The sequence below is a fragment of the Streptomyces sp. NPDC012474 genome (assembly GCF_042955185.1).
Taxonomy (GTDB): Bacteria; Actinomycetota; Actinomycetes; order Streptomycetales; family Streptomycetaceae; genus Streptomyces; species Streptomyces cahuitamycinicus.
In genome coordinates this window covers 176,981-191,067 of record NZ_JBIBEP010000002.1, presented here as the reverse complement: position 1 = coordinate 191,067, position 14,087 = coordinate 176,981, and the positions used below count along the sequence as shown (strand labels likewise).

12 protein-coding genes are annotated in these 14,087 nt (G+C 69.2%); 10 read left to right on the top strand and 2 right to left on the bottom strand.

What is annotated here, in order from left to right; all coding sequences use genetic code 11:
• Window positions 1-595: 595 nt before the first annotated feature.
• Both ACFY9S_RS05645 and ACFY9S_RS05640 read left to right on the top strand, forming a co-directional pair.
• A complete protein-coding gene (locus ACFY9S_RS05645) occupies window positions 596-1,876 on the top strand; it encodes a hypothetical protein (protein WP_391123397.1) in 1,281 nt (426 codons plus the stop codon).
• Window positions 1,877-2,006: 130 nt separating this feature from the next.
• Window positions 2,007-2,297 (top strand): hypothetical protein, encoded by a 291-nt coding sequence (locus ACFY9S_RS05640; RefSeq protein WP_391124285.1) that lies wholly within the window; start codon window positions 2,007-2,009, stop codon window positions 2,295-2,297.
• On the opposite strand, the gene ACFY9S_RS05635 is transcribed toward ACFY9S_RS05640, so the two are convergent.
• A complete protein-coding gene (locus ACFY9S_RS05635; protein WP_391123394.1) occupies window positions 2,201-2,464 on the bottom strand; it encodes a GntR family transcriptional regulator in 264 nt (87 codons plus the stop codon). The two genes, ACFY9S_RS05640 and ACFY9S_RS05635, sit on opposite strands and share 97 nt — an antisense overlap.
• 491 nt (window positions 2,465-2,955) lie before the next feature.
• Between ACFY9S_RS05635 and ACFY9S_RS05630 the strand changes: the two genes are divergently transcribed.
• Complete coding sequence (locus tag ACFY9S_RS05630; RefSeq protein ID WP_391123391.1) at window positions 2,956-3,318, top strand: hypothetical protein; 363 nt, start codon at window positions 2,956-2,958, stop codon at window positions 3,316-3,318.
• Window positions 3,319-3,401: 83 nt separating this feature from the next.
• Here the strand turns inward: ACFY9S_RS05630 and ACFY9S_RS05625 are convergent, their stop codons facing one another.
• The gene (locus ACFY9S_RS05625) at window positions 3,402-5,726 is read right to left on the bottom strand and encodes a heterodisulfide reductase-related iron-sulfur binding cluster (RefSeq protein ID WP_391123388.1); all 2,325 of its coding nucleotides are present in this window, start codon (window positions 5,724-5,726) and stop codon (window positions 3,402-3,404) included.
• 332 nt (window positions 5,727-6,058) lie between these two features.
• Between ACFY9S_RS05625 and ACFY9S_RS05620 the strand changes: the two genes are divergently transcribed.
• The 7 genes from ACFY9S_RS05620 (at window position 6,059) to ACFY9S_RS05590 (ending at window position 14,063) form a co-directional block, all read left to right on the top strand.
• The gene (locus ACFY9S_RS05620; protein ID WP_391123385.1) at window positions 6,059-7,078 is read left to right on the top strand and encodes an MraY family glycosyltransferase; all 1,020 of its coding nucleotides are present in this window, start codon (window positions 6,059-6,061) and stop codon (window positions 7,076-7,078) included.
• Window positions 7,079-7,172: 94 nt separating this feature from the next.
• Window positions 7,173-9,029, top strand: a complete 1,857-nt coding sequence (gene dnaK, locus ACFY9S_RS05615) for a molecular chaperone DnaK (RefSeq protein WP_391123382.1) — start codon at window positions 7,173-7,175, stop codon at window positions 9,027-9,029.
• Window positions 9,026-9,682, top strand: a complete 657-nt coding sequence (gene grpE, locus ACFY9S_RS05610; protein WP_391123379.1) for a nucleotide exchange factor GrpE — start codon at window positions 9,026-9,028, stop codon at window positions 9,680-9,682. Before dnaK ends, grpE begins: the two co-directional genes overlap by 4 nt.
• 33 nt (window positions 9,683-9,715) lie before the next feature.
• Window positions 9,716-10,906 carry a molecular chaperone DnaJ gene (dnaJ, locus tag ACFY9S_RS05605; protein WP_391123377.1) on the top strand — a complete coding sequence of 397 codons (1,191 nt, stop codon included), beginning with the start codon at window positions 9,716-9,718 and terminating at the stop codon, window positions 10,904-10,906.
• Window positions 10,907-10,911: 5 nt separating this feature from the next.
• Window positions 10,912-11,364, top strand: a complete 453-nt coding sequence (locus ACFY9S_RS05600; protein ID WP_033310108.1) for a heat shock protein transcriptional repressor HspR — start codon at window positions 10,912-10,914, stop codon at window positions 11,362-11,364.
• A 299-nt stretch (window positions 11,365-11,663) separates the two neighbouring features.
• The gene (locus tag ACFY9S_RS05595) at window positions 11,664-12,749 is read left to right on the top strand and encodes a substrate-binding domain-containing protein (RefSeq protein ID WP_391123373.1); all 1,086 of its coding nucleotides are present in this window, start codon (window positions 11,664-11,666) and stop codon (window positions 12,747-12,749) included.
• A gap of 276 nt (window positions 12,750-13,025) precedes the next feature.
• A complete protein-coding gene (locus tag ACFY9S_RS05590) occupies window positions 13,026-14,063 on the top strand; it encodes a LuxR C-terminal-related transcriptional regulator (RefSeq protein ID WP_391123370.1) in 1,038 nt (345 codons plus the stop codon).
• The last annotated feature ends 24 nt before the right edge of the window (window positions 14,064-14,087 follow it).

Sequence of the window (14,087 nt, the reverse complement as noted above, 5' to 3'; positions counted from 1 at the left end):
GAAGTACGGCCGAACCTGTTCCTGAGGCAGGCGGCCGTGGCGTGGTACTGCGTGAGAAGCGGCGTGGGAACGGCACCATCACCGCGTCACCGGACGGTCGGGCCCCCTTGCCCGACCGTGCGCAAAGCGCAACCGGTGATCTTCACAAACCCCCCTCATTTGTGGACCTTCATGGTTCAACAAAAATTCGCTGAACGGAACCCTCTTTACTGTTTCGATACGTGAAGTGTGGCGAGAGCAACGCTGGTTGGCGGCTGACGCGGCCTCAACTGCGATGCCTGGCAACGTGTAGGACTTGATGATCTTCACAAACTGAGAAGGGGAGGTGGCGCTTGAATCGTCGGACCGGGTGCATTCGCGAATATCGAGCGCCCCCATCTGCGCCCCCTGTATCACCACTTCGCACCGCGACCGGTTACCCGTGGTTCGCCCAGGTCACCGTCGCTGATCCACTCGGAAACCCACACGACTGCCGCCAACGCCGTGCGATAGAAAAGGCGTTCAGCCGTGGAAGCGGCTTCGACGCATCCCTGTGGGGGGGACCTTGTTCAGAACTCGGGCGGCCTCGGCCGCCATTGGTGTCGTCGCGCTTCTGGTGACCACCGCGCCGGCGGCGAACGCCGCGGACACGCAGGCTCCTGATGTGCGGTACGCGCACAGCGCCTCGGGCGATCTCGGCACCTTGGAGGTCGGCATCAGCTCCGACAGCGCCATCACGGGCATCCGGGCCCATCTCGTCTCCGCGGCCACGGAGCAGGAGGTCGCCGTGGTGGAGACCGACGCCTTCGGTCTCGTCTCCGGCACGGCGGACAACGGAGTGTGGCGCACGGAGAAGCCCCTGGACCTTCCCGGCCTGGGCAGCTACACCGTCCGCATCGAGGCCACGGACGCCGACGGCGACCGCGGTGTCGACAACTCCGCGGGCACGCTCGCCTATTACGTCGCGGCGGTGTTCGAGGATGTGCACCCCGACCGCACGGAGATCGACACCGACCACCGCGAGGTGCGCGTCGACGGCACCCTGAAGGGACGCTGGCCGGCGACCCGCGAGCTGAAGCCCCTCGCGGACCACCGGGTGGACCTCGACGTCGACAACTGGACGGAGAACACCGTCCGCACCGACGCGCAGGGCCGCTTCTCCGGCACGGTCACCGTCAACGACGCGGTGCCGGTCCAGGCCGTCTACCGCCACGACAACGCCAACCCGTACGTCGTGTACGGCGAGTCCGCCTCGACCTCGATCGACATCCGTCAGGTGGCCACGCGCTGGACGTTCGAGACCCCGGTGGAAGCACGGACGATCGACTTCGGAGAGCAGGTCACCGTCACGGGGACGCTGGAGCGCGAGACCGCGCAGGGCTGGGTCCCCTTCGAGGGCCAGAGCGGTGGCGTCCTCTACGAGGCCTCCTCCGGCACGCACTGGGCGAGTGTCGGCTACTTCACCACCGGAGCGGACGGCAAGTCCGCCACCTTCGCCCACACCCCGGGGGAGACCGGTACCTTCCGCGTGGCCTCGCACAGCGACGACCCGTTCATCGCCCCAGCCTCCGCCAACAGCGCCGAGATCACCGTCCTGCGCGCCTCGGTGTTCACCTCGTTCTCGGCCACCCGCAGCGAGGACGGTGGCGTGCACGTCGAGGGTGCGATGGACTTCCCCGACGGCTGGACGCCCGCGGAGATCCCGGTGCGCATCCAGCACTCGCGGGACGGCAAGCGGTGGACGGACCTGGCGACGGTGCAGGCCAGCTGGTCCGGTGAGGGGCACGCCTTCTCAGCGGACGTCACCGACGGGCGGCGGGGCCACTACCGTGCGCAGTTCGACAAGACGGAGTCGTTCCGCGGCGCGACGTCGGAGGTCGTGAGGGTGGGTCGCTGACCCCGAGGCGGGCCGGCGCCCAGTGCCCCGGCCCGCCGAGCAGGGCATGATCTCCGACCGGAGCTGCACCGGGTCATAACCGTCACGCTCGACGCCATTGACGCCTTCGTCGATGAGCTTCAATCAGGGCATGGACGTCCCCAAGCTGCTGGAAGCCGCTTCCCTGCTGGCCCCTGAGAAGATCGCCACCGAGAACGACATCACGGTGAACGACATCTCGGTGAACGACGTCTGGGAGTACCTCACCCCAGACGAGTGGGAAACACCGTCGACCCCCTCACGCGATTCGACGCCCCAGGCGCCCGACCGCCACAACGCCTCCGCCTACACCCCCTCCTCGTCCGCGGGCTTCTCGGAGCGCTCCGCGACGAACGACCCCAGTCCGACCTCGGCCCGGACGAGTCCCTCCGTCTTGAGGTGAGTCAACGCCTTCTGCGCGGTCGAGGCGGCGATGCCGAACTCGGTGGACAGTTCGACGACGGACGGCACCCGACTGCCCACGGGGTACGACCCGTCAGCGATGCGATCGGCGATGACTGCGGCTACCTGCCGCCAGACCGGACGGGTGCGATCAAGCTCGGGACTCATGCAGTGGACGCTAAAACTCTGCGGTAGACCGCGCGACCGCAGTAGACTGCGGTAGACCGCGACTGCAAAACGCAGAACCCCCGCGACGGGTGGAGCCGTCCGGGGGCGTGGCCACCAGCGAAGCCGATCGGAGCTGATGACGTGCTCGACTTTATCCGCAGTCTCCTGGTGTGGGTGGGGCTCTTGGCCCCTCCTTCCCGTAGACGACGCGCCACCGCTCATCCACCGGGGACCACGCCCGCCGCACCTTTCCCCGAGTGGGCGCCGCTTCCCGCACACCGCAGTCCGTACGGGCTGAACACTCTTCTCGACGGCGCTTCCACCGTCACCGTGCGCCCCTACCTTGCCGCTCACGAGCAACGCCGAAGGCGTCATGAGCTGACCGCTGTGTCGTTGAGACCGGACCTGCCGGGATCCTGCTGGATCGAGCGGACGGAGGTCGCTTGATGAGCGCGGGTTTGGAATCGCCACAGCCCGGAGGAGGGCCGCGATTGCGCGCAGCGCGTCTCCTGCCCTGGTCCGGCCCTGAGGGCAAGGCGAGCTACCTGATCACCGACGAGCGTGGAGGACGGCTGTCCCGGCTGGCCGACGTCACCGAAACGACCCAGCTCGACATGGGCGTCCAACTCCTCGCCCACGCCGAGGACCTGCTCCCCGATGCCACCGAGGTGCAACTCCGCTTCCTGGCCGAGCGCCTCACGGAGGCCCTGCGGGACATCCTCCGCGTTGCAGAGAGCCGGGGATCCGGGATCCGGGAGCCGGGAGCCGAAGGGCGGGAGCCGGGAGCCGACGGGCAGGGTCCCGGAGCCGAAGGGCGGGATCCCGGAGCCGAGAGCCGGGAGCCCGGGCCGTAAGCCGTAGGGGGAACGCCGACGCCCCCCGCCCGATGACTCGGAACAGGGGGCGTCGCAGCAGTCGGACGAACCGCGGGGACCGCCTACTTCACCGGCTCCGGCTCCGGTGCGTTCTCCGAGTCCGACGTGCCCGCCGGCGGCTCGTCGTCGTCGTCCGAGTCGTCGTCGGCGGACTCCGCCGGGACCGGCGTCTTCACCGAGTCCAGCAGGAGCTGGGCGACGTCCACGACCGTGATGGAATCCTTCGCCTTGCCCTCGTTCTTCTTGCCGTTGACCGAGTCCGTGAGCATGACCAGGCAGAACGGGCAGGCCGTCGAGACGATGTCCGGGTTGACGGAGAGGGCCTCGTCGACGCGCTCGTTGTTGATGCGCTTGCCGATCCGCTCCTCCATCCACATCCGCGCACCACCGGCACCGCAGCAGAAGCCGCGCTCCTTGTGACGGTGCATCTCCTCGTTGCGGATGCCGGGGACGCTCGCGATGATGTCGCGCGGCGGCGTGTAGATCTTGTTGTGGCGGCCCAGGTAGCAGGGGTCGTGGTACGTGATGATGCCCTCGACCGGCGTGACCGGGATCAGCTTGCCCTCGTCGACGAGGTGCTGGAGCAGCTGCGTGTGGTGGATGACCTCGTAGTCGCCGCCGAGCTGCGGGTACTCGTTGCCGATGGTGTTGAGGCAGTGCGGGCAGGTGGCGACGATCTTCTTGGCCGACTTGGGCTTCGCCGACTCCGGCGTGACCTTGCCGTCGTCGTCCGTCTCCTCGCCGAACGCCATGTTCAGCGCCATGACGTTCTCCATGCCGAGCTCCTGGAACAGGGGCTCGTTGCCCAGACGCCGGGCGGAGTCACCGGTGCACTTCTCGTCGCCGCCCATGATCGCGAACTTGACGCCCGCGATGTGGAGGAGCTCCGCGAAGGCCTTGGTGGTCTTCTTGGCGCGGTCCTCCAGGGCGCCGGCGCAGCCGACCCAGTACAGGTACTCGACCTCGGACAGGTCCTCGATGTCCTTGCCGACGACCGGGACCTCGAAGTCGACCTCCTTGAGCCACTCCAGGCGCTGCTTCTTCGCCAGGCCCCAGGGGTTGCCCTTCTTCTCCAGGTTCTTGAGCATCGTGCCCGCCTCGGACGGGAACGACGACTCGATCATCACCTGGTAGCGGCGCATGTCGACGATGTGGTCGACGTGCTCGATGTCCACCGGGCACTGCTCGACGCAGGCGCCGCAGGTGGTGCAGGACCACAGGACGTCCGGGTCGATGACGCCGTTCTCCTCCAGCGTGCCGACCAGCGGGCGCTCGGCCTCCGCCAGCGCGGACGCCGGGACGTCCTTGAGGGCCTCGGCCGACGCCTTCTCCTCGCCCTCCATCGTCTTGCCGCCACCGGCCAGCAGGTACGGCGCCTTGGCGTGCGCGTGGTCCCGCAGGGACATGATGAGCAGCTTGGGGGAGAGGGGCTTGCCCGTGTTCCAGGCGGGGCACTGCGACTGGCAGCGGCCGCACTCGGTGCAGGTGGAGAAGTCCAGCAGGCCCTTCCAGGAGTACTGCTCGACCTGGGAGACACCGAAGACGTCGTCGTCGCCCGGGTCGGTGAAGTCGATCGGCTTGCCGCCCGAGGTCATCGGCTGGAGCGCGCCGAGGGCCGTGCCGCCGCTCGCCTCGCGCTTGAACCAGATGTTCGGGAACGCCAGGAAGCGGTGCCAGGCGACACCCATGTTGGTGTTGAGCGACACGACGATCATCCAGACGAACGAGGTGCCGATCTTGATCATCGCGACCAGGTAGACCAGGTTCTGCAGCGCCGTGACCGACAGGCCCTTGAAGGCGAGGACCAGCGGGTACGACGCGAAGTACGACGCCTCGTAGTGGTCGACGTGGTGGAGCGCGCCCTCCAGGCCCCGCAGGACGTAGATCGCCAGGCCGATGGTGAGGATGACGTACTCGACGAAGTACGCCTGGCCTGCCTTGGAGCCGGCGAAGCGGGACTTGCGGCCCGGACGGCTGGGCAGGTTCAGCAGGCGGATCGCGATGAGCACCGCGATGCCCAGGACCGTCATCACGCCGATGAACTCGATGTACATCTCGAACGGCAGGAACTCACCGATGACCGGCAGCACCCAGTCGGCCTGGAACAGCTGGCCGAAGGCCTGGGCGAGGGTCGGCGGGAGGGTCAGGAAGCCCACGGCGACGAACCAGTGGGCGACACCGACGATGCCCCAGCGGTTCATACGCGTGTGGCCGAGGAACTCCTTCACCAGCGTCACGCTGCGCTGGTAGGGGTTGTCGGTCCGGGTACCGGCCGGGACCGGCTGGCCCAGCTTGAAGTACCGGACGAACTGGCCGGTCGCGCGTGCGAGCAGCGCGACGCCGACCACGGTCAGAACCAGCGACACGATGATCGCGGCGAGTTGCATGAGGGCTCCTCGGGCCTGCGAGGGGTTTCGGCGGGGTGACCTGTCATTCTCCAGGTTCCCCGACATTACTAAGCGGTAACTTATGCAGTCCGTCTGAGACTACCCTCATCCTCCGCCGCACTGTAGCCGGGTGGGCAGTGATCTGAATCGCTGAGGGTTGCCTCAGAAACCGACCGGATCCGGCCTGGATGAGATCGCGATCCGGCCAGGGTGAGGTCGTCGATCCGGCCGGGGTGAGATCGCGATCCGGCCGGGATGAGGTCGTGCTTCTGCCGTGTTATTCATCCGTGTTATTCATACCGAAATGTCATAGTCCCGCCTAACTTATAACCGTGCTCTACGGGATCAGTGCCGCCGCCACCGCCCTTCTCCTCACCGTCCTGCTCGCGGCCGCCCTGCGGGCCCCGGCCCTGCGGCTGCGGCTGGTCGAGCGGCGGCGGCAGCGTGACGTGCCGTTGTCCGGGGGTGTCGCCGTCGTGCTCGTCACCGGGCTGGTCGTGGGGGCGGGGGAGTGGCTGGGTGTCGCACCACCGGCCGACGGCACGCGGGGGATGCTCGTCGCCGCGGGTGCCGTCGCTCTGCTCGGGCTCGTCGACGACGTGTGGCGGCTGCGGCGGCGGGTCCTGGTCGCCGGTACCGGCGTGGCGGCCGCGTGTGTCGTGCCGTACGGGGAGACGGGGGTGGGGGCCGGGCTGCTGGCCGTCGCGTGGGTCGTGGCGGTGGTGTTCGGGCTGCGGGGGCTCGATCACGCCGACGGGCTCGCCGGTACGGCCGGGGTCGTCGCCGCCTTCGGGGTGGCGGCCTGTGCGGCCGTCGAGGTGATGGACGGGGTCGCGGGGCTGATGAGCGTCCTGGCCGCCGCCCTGACCGGGTTCCTGCTGCACAACTGGCATCCCGCGCGCGTGGCGCTGGGCAGTTGCGGGTCCATGTCCGCGGGCTTCGTGATCGCCGTGGGAGCCGTGTACGCCCGGGCCGGGTTCGGGGTCGCGGAGAGTGCGGGGGTGCTGTTCGCGCTGACCGCCCTGGTGGGTGCCGACGCCGTGCTCGTGCTCGGGGCGCGGCGGCTGGGCGGGCGGGGGGTGCTCCGCAGTGGGCCCGATCATCTCGCGCACCGGCTGCGGCGGCTCGGGCTGACCGCGCCGGGGGCGTGTGTGCTGCTGGGAACCGGGGCGTTGTCGGGGATGCTCGTCGGGGTACTCGCGCATGCCGGCCGGATCGGGGCCGGTGCCCTGTGGTGGGTGGTGGGAGGGGCGCTCGTGATGGTGCTCGCCCTCTCCCGTGTCTCTGTACACGGACGTCGACGCACCGTATCTTCGCAGGTCGTCGCCCCATTGCGTGTAAGGAACGGATAAGAGTTGAGCCTGCTCGACTCAGCTCTGTTGACCGGTTGGGGGCCGTCGTGCACACTTGAGTCCGTTCCACTCAAGTCAGCTGGAGGAATCAACCATGGCACGTGCGGTCGGCATCGACCTGGGCACGACTAATTCCGTCGTCAGCGTTCTGGAGGGCGGCGAGCCCACCGTCATCACCAACGCCGAGGGCGCCAGGACCACGCCGTCCGTCGTCGCCTTCGCCAAGAACGGTGAGGTGCTCGTCGGAGAGGTGGCCAAGCGCCAGGCGGTCACGAACGTGGACCGGACCATCCGCTCCGTGAAGCGCCACATGGGCACGGACTGGAAGATCGAGCTCGACGGGAAGCCCTTCAACCCGCAGCAGATCAGCGCCTTCGTGCTCCAGAAGCTCAAGCGGGACGCCGAGTCCTACCTGGGTGAGAAGGTGACCGACGCGGTCATCACCGTCCCGGCGTACTTCAACGACTCCGAGCGCCAGGCCACGAAGGAGGCCGGTGAGATCGCCGGTCTGAACGTGCTGCGCATCGTCAACGAGCCCACCGCGGCCGCCCTGGCGTACGGCCTCGACAAGGACGACCAGACCATCCTGGTCTTCGACCTCGGTGGCGGCACCTTCGACGTCTCGCTGCTGGAGATCGGCGACGGCGTCGTCGAGGTGAAGGCCACCAACGGTGACAACCACCTCGGTGGTGACGACTGGGACCAGCGCGTCGTCGACTACCTGGTCCAGCAGTTCCAGTCCGGCCACGGCGTGGACCTGGGCAAGGACAAGATGGCCCTGCAGCGTCTGCGCGAGGCCGCCGAGAAGGCGAAGATCGAGCTGTCCTCGTCCACCGAGACGTCGATCAACCTGCCCTACATCACCGCCTCCGCCGAGGGCCCCCTGCACCTCGACGAGAAGCTCACCCGCGCCCAGTTCCAGCAGCTGACCGCGGACCTGCTGGAGCGCTGCAAGACGCCGTTCCACAACGTCATCAAGGACGCCGGCATCTCCATCAGCGAGATCGACCACGTCGTCCTGGTCGGCGGCTCGACCCGGATGCCCGCCGTCGCCGAGCTCGTCAAGGAGCTGACCGGCGGCAAGGACGCCAACAAGGGCGTCAACCCGGACGAGGTCGTCGCCATCGGCGCCGCCCTGCAGGCCGGTGTCCTCAAGGGTGAGGTCAAGGACGTCCTGCTCCTCGACGTCACCCCGCTGTCCCTCGGTATCGAGACCAAGGGCGGCATCATGACCAAGCTCATCGAGCGGAACACGACGATCCCGACCAAGCGGTCCGAGATCTTCACCACCGCCGAGGACAACCAGCCGTCCGTGCAGATCCAGGTCTACCAGGGCGAGCGCGAGATCGCGGCGTACAACAAGAAGCTCGGGATGTTCGAGCTGACCGGTCTGCCGCCGGCGCCCCGCGGCGTCCCGCAGATCGAGGTGTCCTTCGACATCGACGCCAACGGCATCATGCACGTCACGGCGAAGGACCTCGGCACCGGCAAGGAGCAGAAGATGACCGTCACCGGCGGCTCCTCGCTGCCGAAGGACGAGGTCGACCGCATGCGCCAGGAGGCCGAGCAGTACGCGGAGGAGGACCACAAGCGCCGCGAGGCCGCCGAGTCCCGCAACCAGGGCGAGCAGCTCGTCTACCAGACCGAGAAGTTCCTCAAGGACAACGAGGACAAGGTCCCGGGCGACATCAAGACCGAGGTCGAGGAGGCCGTCGCCGAGCTGAAGGAGAAGCTCAAGGGCGAGGACAGCGCCGAGATCCGCACCGCCACGGAGAAGGTCGCGGCCGTCTCCCAGAAGCTCGGCCAGGCCATGTACGCGGACGCGGGCGCGGCCCAGGCCGCCGGTGGCCCCGCCGGTGACGCGGGCGACGCCGGTGGTGCCAAGGCCGCCGACGACGACGTCGTCGACGCCGAGATCGTGGACGACGAGCGGAAGGATGGTGCCGCGTGACGGAGGAGACCCCGGGCTTCGACGAGCAGCAGCCCGACGTCCCTTCCGGCGCCACCTCCGACGACGCCGAGCCGAAGGCCGCCTCCCCCTCCGCGGAGGAGGGGGCGGCCCCGGCCGGGGACACGGGCCAGGACGCGGCCCTGGTGGCCCAGCTGGACCAGGCCCGCACGGCGCTCAGCGAGCGCACGGCGGACCTCCAGCGCCTCCAGGCCGAGTTCCAGAACTACCGCCGCCGCGTCGAGCGCGACCGGATCGCGGTCAAGGAGATCGCCATCGCGAACCTCCTGACCGAGCTTCTGCCCGTGCTCGACGACATCGGCCGCGCGCGTGAACACGGCGAACTGGTCGGCGGCTTCAAGTCCGTCGCCGAGTCGCTGGAGGGCACCGCGGCGAAGATGGGCCTGCAGCAGTTCGGCAAGGAGGGCGAGCCCTTCGACCCGACGATCCACGAAGCCCTGATGCACAGCTACGCACCGGATGTCACCGAGACGACGTGCGTCGCGATCCTGCAGCCCGGGTACCGGATCGGCGAGCGCACCATCCGCCCCGCGCGGGTGGCCGTGGCCGAACCCCAGCCGGGGGCGCAGACGGTCAAGGCGGACGAGTCCGCCGAAGCCGACGACAAGGAGAGCGGTGGCCCGGACGAGGGCTGACGTCATCAACGAAGGGAAGGAGGGGCGTCGGGGATGAGCACCAAGGACTTCATCGAGAAGGACTACTACAAGGTCCTCGGCGTCCCCAAGGACGCCACCGAGGCCGAGATCAAGAAGGCCTACCGGAAGCTCGCCCGCGAGTTCCACCCGGACGCCAACACGGGCAACGTCAAGGCGGAGGAGCGCTTCAAGGAGATCTCCGAGGCCAACGACATCCTCGGCGACCCCAAGAAGCGCAAGGAGTACGACGACGCGCGCGCCCTCTTCGGCAACGGCGGCTTCCGCCCGGGGCCGGGCGGCGCGGGCGGCTCCTTCAACTTCGACCTGGGCGACCTCTTCGGAGGCGGTGCCCCTCAGGGCGGCGGCCAGGGAGCCGGCGGCTTCGGCGGCGGACTCGGTGACGTCTTCGGGGGCCTGTTCAACCGCGGCGGCGCTGGCGGCCCGGGGACGCGTACGCACCCCCGGCGCGGCCAGGACATCGAGTCCGAGGTCACGCTCAGCTTCACGGAGGCGATCGAGGGCGCGACGGTCCCGCTGCGGATGTCGTCGCAGTCGCCCTGCAAGGCCTGTTCGGGCACCGGCGACAAGAACGGCACACCGCGCGTGTGCCCGACCTGCGTCGGCACCGGACAGGTCGCCCGGGGCAGCGGCGGCGGCTTCTCCCTCACCGACCCCTGCCCGGACTGCAAGGGCCGCGGCCTGATCGCGGAGCACGCCTGCGAGGTCTGCAAGGGCAGCGGCCGGGCCAAGTCCTCCCGGACCATGCAGGTGCGCATCCCCGCGGGCGTCAGCGACGGCCAGCGGATCCGGTTGCGCGGCAAGGGCGCGCCGGGCGAGCGCGGCGGCCCGGCGGGCGATCTGTACGTCGTCGTGCACGTCGACTCCCACGCGGTGTTCGGCCGCAAGGACGACAACCTCACCGTCACCGTCCCGGTCACCTTCACCGAGGCGGCCCTCGGCGGCGAGGTGCGGGTGCCGACGCTCGGCGGCCCGCCCGTCACGCTGAAGCTGCCCCCGGGCACGCCCAACGGGCGCACCATGCGCGCCCGGGGCAAGGGCGCGGTCCGCAAGGACGGCACCCGCGGCGACCTCCTGGTCACCGTCGAGGTGAGTGTTCCGAAGGACCTGACGGGGAAGGCTCGTGACGCGCTCGAGGCGTATCGCGAGGCCACCGCGGATGAGGACCCGCGGGCGGATCTGTTCCAGGCCGCGAAGGGAGCATGAGTCAGATGGACGGTCGTCGACGCAACCCGTATGAACTGACCGAGGAAACCCCGGTCTACGTCATCTCGGTGGCGGCCCAGCTGTCCGGCCTGCACCCGCAGACCCTGCGCCAGTACGACCGTCTGGGGCTGGTGTCTCCGGACCGCACCGCGGGCCGGGGCCGGCGCTACTCGGCCCGCGACATCGAACTGCTGCGCACCGTCCAGCAGTTGTCGCAGGACGAGGGCATCAACCTGGCCGGCATCAAGCGCATCATCGAACTGGAGAACCAGGTCGCCGCGCTCCAGGCCCGGGTGGCCGAGATGCAGGACGCGCTCGACGGCGCGGCGGCGGCGATGCGCCAGCGCGAGGCGGCGGTGCACGCGTCGTACCGCCGCGACCTGGTGCCGTACCAGGAGGTGCAGCAGACCAGCGCGCTGGTGGTGTGGCGGCCGAAGCGGCAGCAGCAGTCCGACTGACGCAGCACACACGTGAAAGGGCCGGGAGGTGACTCCCGGCCCTTTTCGTCCTTTGTGCAGGCCTTGCCCCGGTTTCGCGGGGCCTCCCGTGGATGACCAGGTGGTGCACGCCACTTGAAGCCGGTTCCGCAGAGTCTTCACAACTGCTGCGGAGCGTGGTGTTGTCATCTCGTTAAGTGGTTCCGCTTGACGCTGAGGTCCCGCCCGCGTTGGCTTTTCAGTCACATGGGCACCAAAACTGCGCCCACGTCCGAATCACACGCGAAGTGAGCCCCCGCATGCGTCGTATGGCCATATCCATGGCAGCCGCCACGATCTCCGTCACGCTCGCCGGCTGCGGCGTGCTCAACGCGACGGGAAGCAGTGACGACGCGAGCCCGGCGAAGGGCAACGACATCACCGTCGGGCTGCTGCTGCCGGAGAAGGCCAACACGCGGTACGAGAACTTCGACTACCCGATCATCAAGACGAAGGTCGAGTCGCTCACCAACGACAAGGGCCGCGTCGAGTACGCCAACGCCGAGGCGAGCGCCGAAAAGCAGGCGAGCCAGATGCAGCAGATGATCGACGACCGGGTCGACGTGATCCTGCTGGACGCCGTCGACTCGAAGGCCATCGCGAGCGGCGTGAAGAAGGCGAAGGAGGCCGGCATTCCGGTCATCGCCTACGACCGGCTGGCCGAGGGCCCGATCGACGCGTACATCTCCTTCGACAACGAACTGGTCGGCGAGGTCCAGGGCCGCACCCTGCTGGAGGCCATCGGCGAGGACGCGAGCCTCTCCGACAAGATCGTCATGATGAACGGCTCGTCGACGGACCCGAACGCCAAGCAGTTCAAGGCGGGCGCGATGTCCGAGCTGAACGGCAAGGTGACGATCGCCGAGTCCTTCGACACCAAGGACTGGAAGCCGGAGAACGCCCAGGCCAACATGGCCGACGCGATCGAGAAGATCGGCAAGGGCGACATCGCGGCGGTGTACTCCGCCAACGACGGCATGGCGGGTGGCATCGTCAAGGCGCTGGAGGCCGCCGGCGTGACCGACCTGCCGCCGATCACCGGGCAGGACGCGGAGCTGCCGGCCGTGCAGCGGATCATCAGCGGCGAGCAGTACATGAGCGTGTACAAGTCCTACCCGCAGGAGGCGGAGAACGCCGCGGAGATGGCCGTCGCCAAGGTCCAGGGCCGGGACATCCAGTTCGCCGCCCTCACCCGCGACAAGGTCGACAGCCCCACCCACAAGGGCATCCCGGCGCAGCTCGTGCCGGTGGTCGCGCTCACCAAGGAGAACATCAAGGACACGGTGGTCGCGGACGACGTCTACAAGCTGTCGGACATCTGCACGGCCGAGTACAAGGCGGCGTGCCGGGCCATCGGCCTGAAGTAGCCACGCCACCGGCCCGAGGTAGCGGTAGTCGGGCCATCGGCCTGAGGTAGCGGTAGCCGCGCCATCGGCCCGAAGTAGCCACGCCCCCGGCGCGCATCGAGCCGGTTCACCCACGTCCTGTCCGGCTGCCGCGACAGGACGGTCCGAGGCCCGGAGATACCGGTGCGCACCGGTGGTTTCCGGTGGCCGTCGCGCGGGGAGCCGTGTTGCGGAGCACGTCCCGTCCGCGCATAGTTGCGCTGCGGAAAGACGGCGAAACCGGGGGTGGGATGGGCGATGGCCGGGCACGGGGCGGATGAGCATCCCCATGGTGCCGACCGGCTGTGCGAGACCGGGGACCGCGTGTACTCCCGGGCCGTACGGCGTGGCCGGGTGCCGCGCCGGGACGCGGATCCGGTGCCCTGCCTGCTGGAACTCGCCCTGCTGCATCCGGACCCCGACGACATGGACTGGCTGGTGCCGACCTCCCCGCAGGAGGTCATGACCCGGCTGCTGCGCGGGATGTATGACGAGGTCAGCGCGAGCCAGCGGCGGCTGGGCTCGGCCGTCACGGCCGTCGAGTGGTACGCCGGGCTGGGCCACCAGGTGCGGTCGGCCGCACCGGCGGCGGAGGGCCCGGCCATTCGCGTCCTGGACGGACTCGCCCGGATCCAGGCCGCGATGGACGAGGCGACCCGGGCGTGCACGGCCGAGGTGCTCACGGTCCAGCCCGGCGGCATCCGCCGCGAGGCGGAGCTCTCCGAGGGCCTGCACCGGGCGCTGGCGTTGCGCGGCCGGGGCGTGCGGATGCGGGACCTGTACACGCATGTCGCCCGGCACGGGCAGGGGCTGCTGACCTACCTGGAGCTGATGGGCGACGCGGTGGAGGCGCGCACGCTGGACGAGGTGATCGACCGGCTGATCCTCTTCGACCGGACGGTGGCGTTCATCCCCGCCAACACCGACCGCACGATGGCCCTTGAGCTACGGCATCCGGCGATCGTCGAGTACCTCGTCACGGTCTTCGACCGGCTGTGGCGCCTGGCCATCCCCCTCAAGGCCCCGCTCCCCGACACCGGCATCGAGGGCATCTCCCACCGGGAGCAGTCGATCGCCGCGCTGCTCGCGGAAGGGCATCAGGACGCCGTCATCGCGGAACGGCTGGGCATAAGCGTCCGGACCTGCCGGGCGCACATCGCGCGCCTCTCCGAGACGCTGGGGGCGGCGAGCCGTACGCAGCTGGGGGTGCGCATCGCCCAGGCAGGCCTGGACGGCCCGCAGCACTCCACCACGCCCCTCAACGTTCCTGGTCAAGAATCCCCGAGCGTCCGATGAGAACCCCGAGCCGGGCCCGTGCGG